The following is a 15804-nucleotide window of genomic DNA, read 5'->3' on the forward strand; positions in this document are numbered from 1 at the left end:
GCCTGGAACCGGCTGGTGCCGGTTCCAGGCCCCTTCGGCGCTCAGGGCCGGTGGAGACCTGCTGCGGGTGCCGGCGGGCCGGCCACCGCTGCGGCCGGGTGGCGCCGGCTACGACCAGGTGGCAACCATGTACCCCACGCCGTACGGGGCGTCCTCGTACAGCAGCCGCCCGACGAGGTCCGCACCCTGCGCGGCGCCGGCCAGCACCTGCCACGGCGCCCGACCCGAGGCCTGGAGCTCGGCCGCGAGCCCGGCGTCGATCGCGGCGAGCGCAGCCGCATCGGCGGCGCCCAGCGCACGGGCGGCGGCGGCGTCGAATCCCGCGGCGCGCTCGTCCAGGTATCCGGGGGCCTTGAGGGTGCGGCAGGCGCTGCCGTCCCCGAGGACCAGCATCGCCACGCGTGCGGCGGAACGCCCCAGATCCGCACCGAGGAGGCCGCAACCGCTCGGGGGCAGGTCCTCGGCGACGGCCACGCCGGCGACCGGGGCGGCCGCCCACCGGGCCCGGCCGAGCAGCCATCCGGCCACCGCGAGGGACGCCGGGAGGGTGCCCGTGGAGGCGTGCTGGCTCGGCGCCTCGCCCAGGTCCGGGCCCAGGGTGACGGTCAGGTCCACGCCGAAGCCGGCGAAGCTGCCGGGGGTGCCCTGGTCGTATCCACCGCCCTCGGCGGCGGCCCCGACCACGACCAGCAGGTCGGGCCGGGAGGCGGCGAGCACCGCGAGCGCGTCGGAGCAGGCGGTGCGGGCGTCGCCGAGTTCGGCGGCGGCGCCCGCGGCGACCTCCGGTACGAGCAGCGGCGGGGCGGGGCAGACGGCGGCGGCTACGAGCATGATCCGCAGCCTAGCCGCACCGCCCCGCAGCCCGGGCCGAAGGCGGGCCCGTCCCTCAGGAGGAGGCGGGCACCGAGCAGCCGGAGGCGGCGGCCGGGAGCGGCGCGGGGACGCCGAGCGTGGGGATGCCGAGCATGACGCCCGCAGGCTGGGCCGGGGCGGCGTTGCGCTTCTCCCAGGCGTCGCCGGCGCGGGTGCGGCGCACGGTCCGCGTCGGGCCCTCGGCCAGCAGGTGGTGCGGGGCGGCGTAGGTGATGTCGACGGTGACCACGTCGCCGGGGCGGACGTCCTGCTCCGGCTTCGTGAAGTGGACCAGGCGGTTGTCGGGGGCGCGGCCGGACAGGCGGTGCGTCGCACCGTCCTTGCGGCCCTCGCCCTCCGCGACCATGACCTCCAGCGTGCGGCCGACCTGCTTCTTGTTCTCCTCCCAGGAGATTTCCTCCTGGAGGGCGACCAGGCGCATGTAGCGGTCCTGCACGACCTCCTTGGGGATCTGCCCGTCCATGTCGGCGGCGGGGGTGCCGGGCCGCTTGGAGTACTGGAAGGTGAAGGCGTTCGCGAAGCGGGCCTCGCGCACCACGTGCATCGTCTGCTGGAAGTCCTCCTCCGTCTCACCGGGGAAGCCCACGATGATGTCGGTGGAGATCGCGGCGTGCGGGATCGCGGCGCGCACCTTCTCGATGATGCCGAGGAAGCGCTCCTGGCGGTACGAGCGGCGCATCGCCTTCAGGATCGGGTCGGAGCCGGACTGCAGCGGCATGTGCAGCTGCGGCATCACGTTCGGGGTCTCGGCCATCGCGGCGATCACGTCGTCGGTGAAGTCGCGGGGGTGCGGGGAGGTGAAGCGGACCCGCTCCAGGCCCTCGATCTGGCCGCAGGCGCGCAACAGCTTGCTGAACGCCTCACGGTCGCCCAGGTCGGAGCCGTAGGCGTTCACGTTCTGGCCGAGCAGGGTGATCTCCGAGACGCCCTCGGCGACCAGGGCCTCCACCTCGGCGAGGATGTCGCCGGGGCGGCGGTCCTCCTCCTTGCCGCGCAGCGCCGGGACGATGCAGAAGGTGCAGGTGTTGTTGCAGCCGACGGAGATCGAGACCCATGCGGCGTACGCGGACTCGCGGCGGGTCGGGAGCGTGGAGGGGAAGGCCTCCAGAGACTCGGCGATCTCGATCTGCGCTTCCTCCTGGATGCGGGCGCGCTCCAGCAGCACGGGCAGCTTGCCGATGTTGTGCGTACCGAAGACGACGTCGACCCAGGGGGCCTTCCTGACGATCGTGTCGCGGTCCTTCTGGGCGAGGCAGCCGCCGACGGCGATCTGCATGCCGGGGCGCTTGGTCTTCATCGGGGCGAGCCGGCCGAGGTTGCCGTACAGCTTGTTGTCGGCGTTCTCGCGGACCGCGCAGGTGTTGAAGACCACGACGTCGGCGTCGCCGTCGGAGCCCTCGGGCGCCCGGACGTAGCCGGCGTCCTCCAGCAGACCGGAGAGCCGCTCCGAGTCGTGCACGTTCATCTGGCACCCGTAGGTGCGCACCTCGTAGCTTCGCTTCTCGTCCACTGCCTGGCTCCGGTCGCTGCTGGTCATGCGACAAGGGTAGGCGGTGGACGGAAGCCCTCCGGCCGCCGTCCGCCGGCTCACCGGGAGGACGCCGGCCTCGCCGGACGAGCCGCAGGTCAAGGGCATCGACGGCGGCCTTGGGCGGGGGCGGGGGGCGGTCCGCGCCGTGACAGGAGGGCGGCCGGGTGGCAGGATCGCGCCCATGCCTCTCGTACCGCCCCGGATCAGCAGGCGCCACGCCCTGCGGGTCCTGGTGACCGTACTCGCCGTGCTCGGTGTGCTCACGTGGTGGCTGAAGCCCTTCGGGCAAGCGGAGCCGGAGGGCGATCTGACCTTCAGCACGGGGGCGCGGACCGGTGTCTACCACCGGTACGGAACGCTGTTGCAGCAGGCGCTCGGACGTGACATGCCCGGGGTGGACGTCACGCTGGTGACCAGCGAGGGCTCGCAGGAGAACCTGAAGCGGCTGGCCACCGGGGAGGCGGACTTCACCGTGGCGACGGCGGACGCCGTCGCCAAGTACCGGCTCGACGGCAAACCGGACGCGGACCTGCTGCGCGGATGCGCGCGGCTCTACGACGACTACGTGCAGCTGGTGGTGCCGGCCGGGTCACCGGTGCAGTCGGCGCGGGACCTGCGGGGCAAGCGGGTGGCGATCGGCCAGCCCGGTTCCGGGGTGCGGCTCATCGCGGAGTGGCTGCTCACCGCGGCGGGGATCGACCCGGTCCTGGACGTCACACCGGTGTCCATCGGACTCGACACGATGCCCGCCGAGCTGGAGGCGGACCGTATCGACGCCTTCTTCTGGTCCGGCGGCCTGCCGACCAACGCGGTGCGCGAACTGTCCGAACGCTTCGACATCCGGCTCGTCCAGCTCGGCGACCTGGTGGAGCAGCTCCAGAGCAACGGTGGCCCGGCGCGCTACTACCGGACGGCCGTCATGCCGCAGGACGCGTACACGCGGGCGCGCAACACCAGCGCGGTGACCACCCTGGCCGTGCCGAACCTGCTGGTCACCACGGCCAAGACCGACGCCGCGCTGACCGAGCGGCTCACCCGCACGGTGATCCTGAGCCGCGACCGGGTCGGGCGCGAGGTGCACGCGGCGCAGCTGGTGGACCTGCGCACGGCGATCTACACCGATCCCCTGGAGCTCCACGAGGGAGCCCGGCGCTACTACCGGTCCGTCAAGCCCTGACGTTCACGCCGCGGGCGAGGACGGGGGCAGCAGCATCGTCGCCGCAGCGGCCGCGCCGATCAGTCCCGCGTGGGTGCCCAGGGCCGCCGGCACCACCTGGAGGTTCTGGACGAAGGAGAGTGTGGCGTACCGGGCGAGGTGGGCGCGGATCGGACCGAAGAGGACGTCCCCGGCGGCGGCCACTCCGCCTCCGATGACCGCGATGTCCGTCTCCACGAGGGTGGCGCCGGCCGCGATGCCGGCGGCCAGGGCGCGGCCGGCGCGGTCGAAGGCGGCCCGTGCGACCGGGTCGCCCTGCGCGGCGGACGCCGCCACGCCTGCCGCGGTGGCGTCGCGCGTGGTGCCGGGGCCGGGAGCGCCGTCCGCGCCGTCGCGGCCGCTCCGGACGGAGCCCGCCGACGGGGTCCAGCCCTGAGCGAGGGCCCAGCGGGCGATCGCCGTGCCGGAGGCGATCGACTCGACGCAGCCGCGGCCGCCGCAGGCGCACGGCTCGCCGTCGAAGGCCACGCTGATGTGTCCGATGTGGCCCGCGTTGCCGGTCGGACCGGGGTGGAGCCGACCGTTCAGGATCAGGCCGCCGCCGACGCCCGTGGAGACCACCAGGCACAGGGCGTTCGCGTGGCCGCGGGCCGCGCCCAGCCAGTGCTCGGCCGCCGTCATCGCCACGCCGTCACCGGCGAGTACGGTCGGCAGGTCGGCACCGCGCGCCGCGAGCTCCGCCGCGACCCGCTCCTGGACGGGGAAATCCCGCCACGCTCCGATGTTGACCGGGCTGACCGTGCCCCGGGACGTGTCCACCGGGCCTGCGCTGCCGATCCCGCAGCGGACGGCGAAGGGCCACAGCGGCGATCGGGACAGGTCGGCGACGACCTCGGCCACCGCCGCCATGACGTCTTCGGCGTCCCCTCCGCGCGGGGTGGCGCGGCGGGTGGTGGCCGACATCGTTCCGTCCGGATGCACCAGCGCCCCGGCGATTTTCGTGCCGCCGATGTCGATCGCCACCGTCGGTCCGGCGGCCGCTGCGGCGGCGCGCGGCGTGGGCGACGGGGCGGTGTGGGTGATCACGGTGGCGGCTCCAGGAAGAGGTCAGGGACCAGTATGCGCCGGGGGCGGCGCCGTACTGCCGCGAGGCTCCAGCCTCGGCCGCTCGCTCTCCCGGACCCCCGGCGGCCCGCCGGCGAGCAGGGACAGCAGTTCCTCGGCGGCCAGCCGGCCGAAGCCCGCCGTGTCGCGGACGAGGGCCGTGAGGCTCGGGTGGGTGAGGCGGCACAGCGCGGAGTCGTCCCAGGCGACGATCGACAATCGGCCGGGCACGGGAATGCCCAGCTCGGCGGCGACGGCGCAGCCGGCCACGGCCATCACGTCGTTGTCGTAGACGAGCGCGGTCGGCGCCTGCGGCTCGGCGAGGACCCGCCGGGTGGCGGCCGCGCCCTCCGCGTCGGAGTAGTCGGTGACCACGGAGCGCACCTGGTCCGGGCCGAGGCCCCGGGACTCGGCCCCGGCCCGCAGGGACTCCATCCGGCGGGCCGTGTGCGCGAGGCCGGGGAGCCCCGCGATGTGGATGATTCTGCGGTGGCCCAGCCCGTGGAGGTGGTCCAGTACCTGTGCCATGGCTCCTGCGTCGTCGGCCCGGACGGACGAGACGGACGAGACGGGCGCCGTGGCGGGGAGCACCGGGGAGCCGGGGACCGGGGCGGGCCCGGAGACCTCGGGGACCGGGAGGGCCGGGGTGGGTGTGGTCCGGGGGTCGGGCTCGCCGATGGTGACCGCGGGCAGGCCCAGTTCGGCCAGGAGCTCCGGTCGCGGGTCCCCCGTCCGGGGGTCGACGACGAGTACGCCGTCCACCCGCCCTTCCGCCCACCAGCGGCGGTATACCGCGCATTCGGCGTCGACGTCTTGGACGACCTGGAACAGCAGGGCGGTTCGGGCCCCGGCCAGGACCTCCTGGATGCCGGAGACGAGCTGCAGGAAGAAGGACTCGACGCCGAGTGTGTGCGCGGGGCGGGCCAGCACGAGCCCGACGGCTCCGGAGCGTTCGCCGGACAGTGCCCGGGCCGCGCTGTTGGCCTGCCAGCCGAGTTCGTCGGCGACGCGACGGATCCGGGCCCGGGTGTCCTTCGACACGCCGGGCCGGTCGTTGAGCGCGAAGGAGACGGCGCTCTGCGAGACTCCGGCCCGTCGGGCGATGTCCTTGATCGTGGGTCTGCGGGCCATGGCCTGCCTCATTCATCCTTCGGGCGGTGCGGACTACGGACGGCGATGGCCGGACCGTACGCGATCCGGCAGCGTCGGACACCCCCCGATCACCGCAACCGCCGATCGCCGCGCCGTGCGGGGACGCCCGGGAACAGCCGGCCGCGATGACCGGAAATCGGCTGTCCGTTTCCGCACAGTTCCCATGCAGGCCGCAGCGCTAAACCGCATTAGCCGACAGGGCAGTTCAGAACAGTGGCCTTGTACTGAAGGGACTGAAGCGCATAAGTGGACGCTACGGAGGCCCTGTTGACTTTCCGCACCCGCACCGGCAGTTTGTCGCCCGTCCGGTGAATTCGTGCACACTCCAGAAATCAGGACGCCCTGTGCAGGAACACGCGCCCCGCTTCGGTGCCAACTACACGCCCGCCGAGGGCTGGTTCCACCACTGGCTCGACTTCGACCTCGACGCGGTCCGGGCCGATCTCGACGCGATCGCCGCGCTCGGGCTGGACCACGTCCGGGTGTTCCCCCTGTGGCCGGTCTTCCAGCCCAACCGGGCGCTGATCCGGCCGCGCGCCGTCGAGCAGCTCGTCGCCCTCGCGGACGCCGCCGCCGGACGCGGGCTCGACGTGAGTGTGGACGGGCTGCAGGGGCACGTGTCCAGCTTCGACTTCCTGCCCGCCTGGACCCGGACCTGGCACCGACGCAGCCTCTTCACCGACCCGGACGTGATCGCCGGGCAGGAGGAGTACCTGCGCACGCTTGCCGCGGCACTCGCCGACCGGCCGAACTTCCTCGGCATGACCGTCGGCAACGAGATCAATCAGTTCTCCGGTGCCCCGCACCCCGACCCGGACCGCATCACCCCGGCGCAGGCCGCCGACTGGCTGGAGCGTATGCTCGCGGCCTGCGAGCTCGGGGCGCCCGGCCGGCTCCACGTGCACGCCGAGTACGACGCCGTCTGGTACCGGGGCGACCATCCCTTCACGCCCGCCCAGGCCGCCGGCCTGGGCGGGGCGACCGCCGTCCACTCCTGGGTGTTCGACGGCACCGCGCAGCGGCACGGCGCGCGCGGTACGGCGACCGAGCACCACGCCGCGTACCTGATCGAGCTCTCCAAGGCCTGGGCGCCCGATCCGCACCGGCCGGTGTGGCTGCAGGAGGCCGGCGCACCGGCGCCGCTGATCGGGCCGGAGCAGGCGGCCCGGTTCACCGAGGCCACCGTCGTGAACGCGCTGGACTGCCCGGACCTGTGGGGTGTGACGTGGTGGTGCTCGCACGACGTGTCCCGGGAGCTCGCCGACTTCCCGGAGCTGGAGTACGGCCTCGGCCTGCTCGCCAACGATGGCAGCACCAAGCCGGCCGGCGCCGCGCTCGCCCGGCTCGCCCGGGAGTGGCAGGGCCTCGTACACCGTCCCGCACCGCGCTCCACCGCGCTGGCCGTGGACGTGGGTGGGGCGGAGCGGGCCCCCGGCCGTTCCGTGTGCGCCCCCGGCGGTGTCTTCTTCGACGCCTGGACGGTGCTGACGGCCCGGGGGGTGCGCCCCGCGGTGGTGCTGGCGGAGCGCGCCGGGGACCCTGGCCACCTGGCGGCGCGCGGGATCACCGAAGTGCTGCACGTACGCGACGTGCTGTGACCCGACGCGGCCCGAAGGCGCCCGGCCCCGCCCCGCGCACCACGCCCCGGCGCCGCCCCGCGCCCCGCACACCACGCCCCGGCGCCGGCCCAGACCGACAGGAAGCGGCCCGGCCCATCGGAACCGACCCCGACCCCGACCCCGCGCCTTGTGAGGAGCCCCGCATGTCCGAGACCGACCACGGCGTCGACCCCCGTACGCGGCCCGTCCCGTTACGCCCGACCCGGCGCAGAGCGCTGGCCGCCGGGGCGTGCGCCGCCGCCCTGCTGGGCGTGGCCGGCCGCACCCGGGCCGCGGCGGCCACGGCCGGGCCCGAGCACCGGCCGGCCCCCGGCGACCTGGCCCCGTACGCCTCCTACTGGTTCCCCGACTCCCTCCCGGCAGGCACCCCGGGCCCCGGTATCGTGTGGCGCTCGCTCAGCCGGTGGACCCCCGGGAGCGACCCCGACCTGGCCCACAACACCGCGACCGTGCCGCTCGCCGAGCGGTTCACCCCCGTCCCGGCGAACGGGACGGCCCGGGCCGGCCAGGCCGGGATCGCCTCCCTCGTCTCCTTCGCGCCGACCGCCGGGAACCCCGCGCAGGGCTCCGCCACCGCCGACTACTACGCGCTCACGCACTGGGCGTACATCGACGAGCTGGTCTTCTGGGGCGGCTCCGCGGGCGAGGGGATCATCCTGGCCCCGAACGCGCCGGTCGTCGACGCCGCCCACCGCAACGGGGTCCGCGTGCTGGGCAACGTGTTCCTGCCGCCCGTGGCGTACGGCGGCGACCTGCAATGGACCCGCGACCTGGTGCAGCGCGACCGCTTCGGGTGCTTCCCGATCGCGGAGCAGCTCGTCCGGGTCGCGCGGACGTACGGCTTCGACGGCTGGTTCGTCAACGCCGAGACCGACGGCGGCGACAGCGCCCTCGCCACCCGGATGCGGGAGTTCCTGCGGGCCCTGCGGTCGGCGGGCGAGCCGCACGGTCTGCGGATCACCTGGTACGACGCCATGAACAGCACCGGCCGGGTGGGCTGGCAGGGCGCCTTGAACGCCCTCAACCAGGACTTCTTCGAGGACCGCGCCGGAAGGGTCGCGGACACCGTGTTCGTGGACTTCCGCTGGACCCCGCAGACGCTGGCCGCGTCGGGCGCGCTCGCCGACCGGCTGGGCCGCTCCCGCCACGAGCTGTGGGCGGCCGTGGACACGGAGTCCCGGGGCTGGAACACCGACGTCCGCTGGGACGCGATCATCCCGCGGACCGGCGACCACGTCGTCAGCTATGCCTTCTACCGGCCCGAATGGACGCTGGGCCACCTCGCCGACCGCTCCCCCGGCGCCTTCCACCAGGCGGACGACCGGTTCTGGACGGGTGAGTCCCTGGACCCGTCCCGGCCCGCGCCCGAGACTTCCTGGCGGGCTCCCGCGACGGCCGTCGCCGACCGGTCCACGGTCACCGGGCTCCCCTTCGCCTGCTCCTTCAACACCGGACACGGCCTGCGCTGGTACGAGAACGGCCGGGTCGCCTCCGACACGCCCTGGAACCATCTCGGGCTCCAGGACCGGCTGCCGGGCCGGCGCTGGGTCGTGGAGACCGCCGGAACGCCTCCGTCCGTCACCCTGGACTTTGCGGACGCCTGGCGCGGCGGCTCCAGCCTGCTGGTCTCGGGCGACCTGACGGCCCCGGTCGCCGTCGGGCTGCACGCCACCCGGCTGCCGCTGAGCCGGGCGAGCGTCGTGGAGCTGGTGCACGCGACCGGGTCGGGTCCGGTCACCGTCGAGGTCGGCGTGGCCACCCGCGAGCCGTCCGCCCCGGGCGAGCCGGTCCCGTACACCTGGCTACGGGCCGGGAGCGCGGCGACCGGGGCGGGCTGGCAGACGGCCCGGGCCGCGCTCGCACCGCTGGCGGGCAGGACCGCGCACGCCCTGGCCGTACGGATCACCGCGCCCGCGGGCAGGCCGACGCTGTGGCGGCTCGGGGCGCTGTCGGTGCACGACGGTGCCCGCACCCGGTGCCCGGCCCCGCCCACCGCGGCCGCCGTGGACGCCGCCGCCCACCGGGACGGCAGGGCCTGGCTCCGCCTGTCCTGGCGGGCGGCGGCCGGCACCGACGGGCCCCCGCGCCACCACGAGGTGCACCGGGTGCTCCCGAACGGCAGCCGCCGCTTCCTCGGCGGGACCTGCGGCACCGCTCTCTACCTCCCGGGAGTCCCCCGCGCGGGCCGGGAACGGGCCGCCGTCTTCGAGGTACGGGCCGTCGACGAGCTGTACGCGACGTCTGCACCAGCCCCCGCGGTCCTGCCCTGGGAGCCGTGACCCGGCCGGGATCGGGCCGGGGGTCAGGAGGCCTCGGGGCCGGTGCGCGGGACGGTCACGGTCACGCGCAGTCCGTGCGGCGGGTTCGTCTCGTAGGCGAGGGTCCCGCCGCCCGCGGCCAGCAGGGCCCGGGAGATCGACAGGCCGAGTCCGGAGCCCTTGATGTTCTGGTGGCGGCCGCTGCGCCAGAAGCGGTCGCCGACGCGCTGCAGCTCGTCCTCGGTGAGGCCGGGCCCGCGGTCGGCGACGACGACGCGCACTGAGCGGCCCTCGGCCGAGACCGACACCTCGACCTCCTCGCCGGCGGGCGTGAACTTGAGGGCGTTGTCGATGACGGCGTCGAGCGCGCTGGACAGCGCGATGGGGTCCGCCCAGCCGGTGACGGCGGTCCGGCCCCCCTCGGCGAGCCGGACGCCCTTCTCCTCGGCGTACGGCCGCCAGGCGGCGACCCGCTCCGCCGCCAGCGCGCCGACGTCGGTGAGGCTGATCTCGGCGGAGGCGTGCTCGGCCAGCGCGAGGTCGAGGAGGTCGTCCAGGACCTGGGTCAGGCGCTTGCCCTCGGTCCGTACGGAGGCGATCTCCTCGTTGCCCTCGGGCAGTTCGAGGGCCAGCAGTTCGATGCGCAGGAGCAGCGCCGCGAGCGGGTTGCGCAACTGGTGCGAGGCGTCGGCGACGAAGGCCCGCTGTTGCTCCAGCGCCTCTTCGACGTTGTCGGCCATCTCGTTGAACGAGTGGGCCAGGCGCTGTAGTTCCGGCGGTCCGCTGGCGGCCGCGACCCTGGAGTTCATCCGCCCGGTGGCGATGCCGTGGGCGGCGGCGTCCAGGGTCCGTACGGGCTTGAGCACCCAGCTGGTGAGCCGCAGGGCGGCGCCGAAGGCGACCAGCATCGCGGCCGCGAGGCCGCCGGCGATGAGCAGCCAGCCCGTCAGGATTCGGCCGCGCATGAGGTCGGTCGGCGATTCGGTGGCGACGACCGCAACCACGTCGCCGTCGAGGACGACCGGGGAGACGACGAGCAGCTTTCCGTTGGTCTGCCAGGGCCACACCTGCGGCGGGTCGTGGCTGCGGCGCCCGGCGAGCGCCTCTTTGAAGGCACGGCGGCCCTCGCCGGATTCGGGGAGCTGCCACCAGCCGGGGGAACGCGCCAGGGCGTGGTCGTCGCGGAGGAAGACCCCGACGCGGATGCCGTACAGCTCCTGGTAGCGGGCGAGTTCGAGCTGGAGGAGGTCCCGGCGCTCGCCGGCGCCGGTGGAACCGGCCCCCTCGGCGTCGATGACGAACTGGGCGAGGGCGGCGAAGCGGGCACTGTCGTCGATGCGGTCGACCACGACCCGCTGCTGCTGCCCGGCGGCGAGGGACACCGCGAGCGGGAAGCCGAGCGCGAGGAGCGTGCCCGCCATCAGGATGACGAGCAGGGGCAGCAGACGTGCGCGCACGGCAGGGTCCCTAGGGGGCGGTGGGGGCGACGAGCCGGTAGCCCACCCCTCGGACGGTCTCGATCAGGGCGGGCATGCGCAGCTTGGAGCGCAGCGAGGCGACGTGGACCTCCAGGGTGCGCCCGGTCCCCTCCCAGCTGGTGCGCCACACCTCGCTGATGATCTGCTCGCGCCGGAAGACGACACCGGGCCGCTGGGCGAGCAGGGCCAGCAGGTCGAACTCCTTGCGCGTGAGGGGTACGTCGATGCCGTCCACGCTGACCCGGCGGGTGGGCAGCTCGATGCTGACGGGGCCGAGGCGGACGGTGGGGGGAGCACCGGTTCCGGTGGCGAGCGCCTCCTCGGAGGCCCCGGTGCGCCGGGCGACGGCGTGGATGCGGGCGAGGAGCTCGCCGGTGTCGTAGGGCTTGACGACGTAGTCGTCGGCTCCCATGTTCAGGCCGTGGATCCGGGAGCGTACGTCGGCCCGCGCGGTGACCATGATGACGGGCGTGGCGGTGCGCTTGCGGATCTTGCCGCACACCTCGTAGCCGTCTTGGTCGGGCAGGCCGAGATCGAGCAGGACCACGCCGAAGGGCGGGGCGCCGGCGGGCAGCAGCGCCTGGAGCGCCTCCTCGCCGTTGCGGGCGTGGGTGACCTGGAAGCCGTGCCGGGCGAGGACCGCGGACAGGGCGGCGGCGACGTGGTCGTCGTCCTCGACGAGCAGCAGTCTCATGTCGTCCCCCTTTCCTCATTCTTTCTCGGTCGACCGGTACCCGAATCTCGGCCGTGGTCTCGGTCGGAGGTCACGGTCCTTGCGGTTTCCCGGCCCGCGCGGCAGGTCGGTGCCGGACGCACGGCCGCAGAAAAGGCCACCCTGCATCCACGCCGATGCGGAGTCCCACGTCAAGGGGGTTCCGCCGCGGCGGGCCTTCCGTTATGCACCCGGTACGCGCGCATGATCGACCACGCCGGGGCCGCGCACGGAGCGTATCCGTTGGAGGCCGGATCGTTATGCTCAATTCTCCCTCAGATGTGATGACGTTGTGCGCGGGTCGTCACTACTGTCCTCCCAACCGAGGAGGACGGAGCTAGAAGCCGATGAGCGGAGTATCAGTGACCAAGGACGTTCAGGACGCGGCCGGTACCGCGGACGACCTGGTCGTGCTGAGCAACGTCAACAAGCACTTCGGCGCGCTGCACGTGCTTCAGGACATCGATCTGAGCATTGCCCGCGGCGAGGTGGTCGTGGTGATCGGTCCTTCGGGATCGGGCAAGTCCACGCTGTGCCGGACCATCAACCGCCTGGAGACCATCGACTCGGGCACCATCACGCTCGACGGCAAGGAGCTGCCCTCCGAGGGCAAGGAGCTCGCCCGTCTGCGCGCCGACGTCGGCATGGTGTTCCAGTCCTTCAATCTCTTCGCGCACAAGACGGTGCTGGAGAACGTCATGCTGGGCCAGCTGAAGGTCCGCAAGACCGATCAGGCCACGGCCCGCGCGAAGGCGGTGTCCCTGCTGGAGCGGGTCGGCGTCGGCACCCAGGCCGACAAGTACCCGGCCCAGCTCTCCGGCGGCCAGCAGCAGCGCGTGGCCATCGCCCGCGCGCTGGCGATGGAGCCGAAGGTGATGCTCTTCGACGAGCCCACCTCGGCCCTCGACCCGGAGATGATCAACGAGGTGCTGGAGGTCATGCAGCAGCTCGCCCGCGAGGGGATGACCATGGTGGTCGTGACGCACGAGATGGGCTTCGCCCGCTCCGCGGCGAACCGGGTCGTCTTCATGGCCGACGGAAAGATCGTCGAAGAGGCCACCCCCGAGCAGTTCTTCAGCAACCCGCGCAGTGATCGGGCGAAGGACTTCCTGTCGAAGATCCTGCACCACTGAGGTTTACGTCTGGTAGTGATCCGTGTGCGGATCACCGCCGGACGGGTTCCTGTCGGCCGTGCGTGCGCCGCAAGCGTCGCTCGTCGTTCAACAACGTCTCATCCGAGGGAAGTTCACCATGAAGATCTCCAAGGCCGCCGCGGCCGCGGCAGTCGCCGTCGCCCTGTCCCTGACCGCGACCGCGTGTGGCGGCAGCAAGCAGGACGCCGCCTCTGACGGCGGTGCGTCCGGTGGCACCAAGGACAAGATCGTCGTCGGTATCAAGTACGACCAGCCCGGTCTCGGCCTGAAGACCCCGGACGGCAAGTTCACGGGCTTCGACGTCGACGTGGCGACCTACGTCGCCAAGGAGCTCGGCTACCAGCCCGACCAGATCGAGTTCAAGCAGGCCGTCAGCGCCGAGCGCGAGAACCTGCTCTCCAACGGCGACGTCAAGTTCATCGTCGCGACCTACTCGATCAACGACAAGCGCAAGGAGCGGGTCGACTTCGCCGGCCCGTACTTCCTCGCGCACCAGGACCTGCTGGTCCGCGCGGACGACACGAGCATCACCAAGGTCGAGGACCTGAACAAGAAGAAGCTCTGCTCGGTCACCGGCTCCACCTCGGCACAGAACGTCAAGAAGACCCTGGCCCCCGAGGCCGACCTGCTGGAGCAGGGCGGCTACTCCGAGTGCCTCACCGGCCTGGAGAACGGCAAGGTCGACGCCCTCACCACGGACAACTCGATCCTGGCCGGCTATGCCGCGCAGGAGCAGAACAAGGGCAAGTTCAAGCTCGTCGGTCTGAGCATGAGCAACGAGAACTACGGCATCGGCCTGAAGAAGGGCGACAAGGAGCTCCAGACCAAGATCAACGCCGCGCTCAAGAAGATGGTCGAGGACGGCAGCTGGCAGAAGGCGGTGGACGCGAACCTCGGCCCGGCCAACTACAAGAACGAGCCTGCTCCGCAGATCACCGAAGGCAGCTGATTCATCGGTGAGGGACGTCGCCGCCCGCCTGCCTCGGGCGGCGGCGCACCTCACCGGCCATCCTGGGGAGAGCGCAGGGCATCGTGTTCGATTTTCTTGATTCCGGGCAGTACGACGTGCTCGGAGCCTTCTGGGTGACGGTTCAGCTCACCCTCTACTCGGCGGTCGGGTCCCTGATCTGGGGCACCGTCCTGGCGGGAATGCGGGTCAGCCCGGTCCCGCTGCTGCGGGGCTTCGGTACCGCGTACGTCAACCTGGTGCGCAACACTCCGCTGACCTTGCTGGTCATCGGCTGCTCGCTGGGTCTCAGCCAGACCCTCGGGATCGATCTGGGCGGCACCACCTTCAAGGAGACCGGCTTCCGGCTCGCGGTCCTCGGATTGGTCGCCTACACCGGCACCTTCGTCTGCGAGGCCCTGCGCGCCGGCATCAACACCGTGCCCGTCGGCCAGGCCGAGGCGGCCCGCGCACTGGGGCTGAGCTTCTTCCAGGTGCTCACGCTGATCGTGCTCCCCCAGGCCTTCCGGGCGGTCGTCGCACCGCTCGCCAACGTACTGATCGCGCTCACCAAGAACACCACGGTGGCGGCGACCATCGGCGTGGCCGAGGCGGCGCTGCTGATGAAGGAGATGCTGGAGAACGAGGCCCAGGCGGTCTTCGCCGTCTTTGCGGTGTTCGCCCTCGGTTTCGTTCTTCTGACCCTCCCCACCGGTCTGCTGCTGGGCTGGGTGGCCAAGCGAGTGGCGGTGAAGCGATGAGCTCCGTGCTGTACGACACCCCCGGCCCCCGGGCCAAGGTGCGCAACTGGATCTACAGCGGGATCTTCGTCGTCCTGTTCGGTCTCGCCCTGTGGTGGGCGCTGTCCCTCATGGGCGAGAAGGGCCAGCTCGACGCCGACAAGTGGACCCCCTTCGTCACCGACAGCCGGGTCTGGACCACGTACCTGATTCCCGGTCTGGTGGAGACCCTCAAGGCCGGTGCGCTGGCCATGGTGATCGCCCTCCCGCTCGGTGCGGCCCTGGGCATCGGCCGGCTGTCCGACCACGCCGGAGTCCGGGCAGCGGTCGGCGCGTGGGTGGAGTTCTTCCGCGCCATCCCGGTGCTGATGCTGATGCTGTTCAGCAGCGCGCTGTACGCCCCCCAGCTCATGGACGTCCCCTCCGACACCCGGCCGTTCTGGGCCGTGGTCACGGGCCTCGTCCTCTACAACTCGGCCGTCATCGCAGAGATCGTCCGGGCGGGCGTGCTCTCCCTCCCCAAGGGGCAGTCGGAGGCGGCGAAGGCCATCGGCCTGCGCAAGGGCCAGACCATGACCCACGTGCTGCTGCCGCAGGCCGTCACGGCCATGCTGCCGGCGCTGGTCAGCCAGCTGGTCGTGATCCTGAAGGACACCGCGCTCGGCGGCGCCCTGCTCGGCTTCGCGGAACTGCTCTCCATGAACCGGCAGATCGCGGCGAACTACAGCAACACGATCCCGACGATGCTCGTGATCGCCCTGATCTACATCGTGGTGAACTTCACCCTGACCACTCTGGCCTCCTGGCTGGAGAAGCGGCTGCGGGGGTCGAAGAAGAGCACCGGCGCGGTGCTCGGCGCGGAAGAGGTCGACGACCCGGTCCCCGGGGCGAACACCGCGGCCGGAGCCTGACGGTACCCCGACCGGCAGCCCCCGAGGCCTGACGTCCGGTCAGCCATGGTGCTTATCCAGCGTGGTGGGGGGGGCCAAAACACCCCCCCCCCCCCGGGGGTGGGGCCGCGGGGGGGGGGGTAGGCGACCCACACCAAAAGGTTGGAAAGGTATTTGTTGAAAAAAACACC

Annotated in this window: 13 protein-coding genes; 7 read left to right on the forward strand and 6 right to left on the reverse strand. The window is 72.7% G+C overall.

Annotated features, from left to right (window positions below; genetic code table 11):
* Window positions 1-108 precede the first annotated feature (108 nt).
* Together ACFW2G_RS24355 and miaB are read right to left on the reverse strand one after the other, a co-directional pair.
* The gene (locus ACFW2G_RS24355) at window positions 109-831 is read right to left on the reverse strand and encodes a hypothetical protein (RefSeq protein WP_384448287.1); all 723 of its coding nucleotides are present in this window, start codon (window positions 829-831) and stop codon (window positions 109-111) included.
* Between the two features lie 55 nt (window positions 832-886).
* Window positions 887-2410: a tRNA (N6-isopentenyl adenosine(37)-C2)-methylthiotransferase MiaB gene (gene miaB, locus ACFW2G_RS24360; protein ID WP_384448283.1), complete on the reverse strand. Its 1524-nt coding sequence runs from the start codon at window positions 2408-2410 to the stop codon at window positions 887-889.
* Window positions 2411-2585: 175 nt separating this feature from the next.
* On the opposite strand from miaB, the gene ACFW2G_RS24365 reads away from it, so the two are divergent.
* Complete coding sequence (locus tag ACFW2G_RS24365) at window positions 2586-3581, forward strand: TAXI family TRAP transporter solute-binding subunit (RefSeq protein ID WP_037929823.1); 996 nt, start codon at window positions 2586-2588, stop codon at window positions 3579-3581.
* 3 nt (window positions 3582-3584) lie between these two features.
* Here the strand turns inward: ACFW2G_RS24365 and ACFW2G_RS24370 are convergent, their stop codons facing one another.
* Window positions 3585-4583: an ROK family protein gene (locus ACFW2G_RS24370; protein WP_384448424.1), complete on the reverse strand. Its 999-nt coding sequence runs from the start codon at window positions 4581-4583 to the stop codon at window positions 3585-3587.
* An 84-nt stretch (window positions 4584-4667) separates the two neighbouring features.
* Entirely contained in the window at window positions 4668-5795 is a 1128-nt protein-coding gene (locus ACFW2G_RS24375) for a LacI family DNA-binding transcriptional regulator (protein WP_384584658.1), read from the reverse strand.
* Between the two features lie 365 nt (window positions 5796-6160).
* On the opposite strand from ACFW2G_RS24375, the gene ACFW2G_RS24380 reads away from it, so the two are divergent.
* Both ACFW2G_RS24380 and ACFW2G_RS24385 read left to right on the forward strand, forming a co-directional pair.
* Complete coding sequence (locus tag ACFW2G_RS24380; protein ID WP_384584661.1) at window positions 6161-7414, forward strand: glycosyl hydrolase; 1254 nt, start codon at window positions 6161-6163, stop codon at window positions 7412-7414.
* A gap of 164 nt (window positions 7415-7578) precedes the next feature.
* Window positions 7579-9714 carry an endo-beta-N-acetylglucosaminidase gene (locus ACFW2G_RS24385; protein WP_384448274.1) on the forward strand — a complete coding sequence of 712 codons (2136 nt, stop codon included), beginning with the start codon at window positions 7579-7581 and terminating at the stop codon, window positions 9712-9714.
* A 23-nt stretch (window positions 9715-9737) separates the two neighbouring features.
* Here the strand turns inward: ACFW2G_RS24385 and ACFW2G_RS24390 are convergent, their stop codons facing one another.
* Entirely contained in the window at window positions 9738-11150 is a 1413-nt protein-coding gene (locus ACFW2G_RS24390) for an ATP-binding protein (protein ID WP_384448271.1), read from the reverse strand.
* Window positions 11151-11160: 10 nt separating this feature from the next.
* Window positions 11161-11865 (reverse strand): response regulator transcription factor, encoded by a 705-nt coding sequence (locus ACFW2G_RS24395; protein ID WP_037929835.1) that lies wholly within the window; start codon window positions 11863-11865, stop codon window positions 11161-11163.
* A 365-nt stretch (window positions 11866-12230) separates the two neighbouring features.
* Here ACFW2G_RS24395 and ACFW2G_RS24400 point away from each other — a divergent pair, with 365 nt between their 5' ends.
* The 4 genes from ACFW2G_RS24400 (at window position 12231) to ACFW2G_RS24415 (ending at window position 15634) form a co-directional block, all read left to right on the forward strand.
* Window positions 12231-13016, forward strand: coding sequence for an amino acid ABC transporter ATP-binding protein (locus ACFW2G_RS24400; protein WP_037929838.1), 786 nt, complete (start codon window positions 12231-12233; stop codon window positions 13014-13016).
* Between the two features lie 118 nt (window positions 13017-13134).
* A complete protein-coding gene (locus ACFW2G_RS24405; protein WP_037929842.1) occupies window positions 13135-13986 on the forward strand; it encodes a glutamate ABC transporter substrate-binding protein in 852 nt (283 codons plus the stop codon).
* An 83-nt stretch (window positions 13987-14069) separates the two neighbouring features.
* A complete protein-coding gene (locus ACFW2G_RS24410; RefSeq protein WP_037929845.1) occupies window positions 14070-14744 on the forward strand; it encodes an amino acid ABC transporter permease in 675 nt (224 codons plus the stop codon).
* Complete coding sequence (locus ACFW2G_RS24415) at window positions 14741-15634, forward strand: amino acid ABC transporter permease (RefSeq protein WP_037929848.1); 894 nt, start codon at window positions 14741-14743, stop codon at window positions 15632-15634. Before ACFW2G_RS24410 ends, ACFW2G_RS24415 begins: the two co-directional genes overlap by 4 nt.
* The last annotated feature ends 170 nt before the right edge of the window (window positions 15635-15804 follow it).

Source organism: Streptomyces sp. NPDC058880 (assembly GCF_042742535.1).
Lineage (GTDB): Bacteria > Actinomycetota > Actinomycetes > Streptomycetales > Streptomycetaceae > Streptomyces.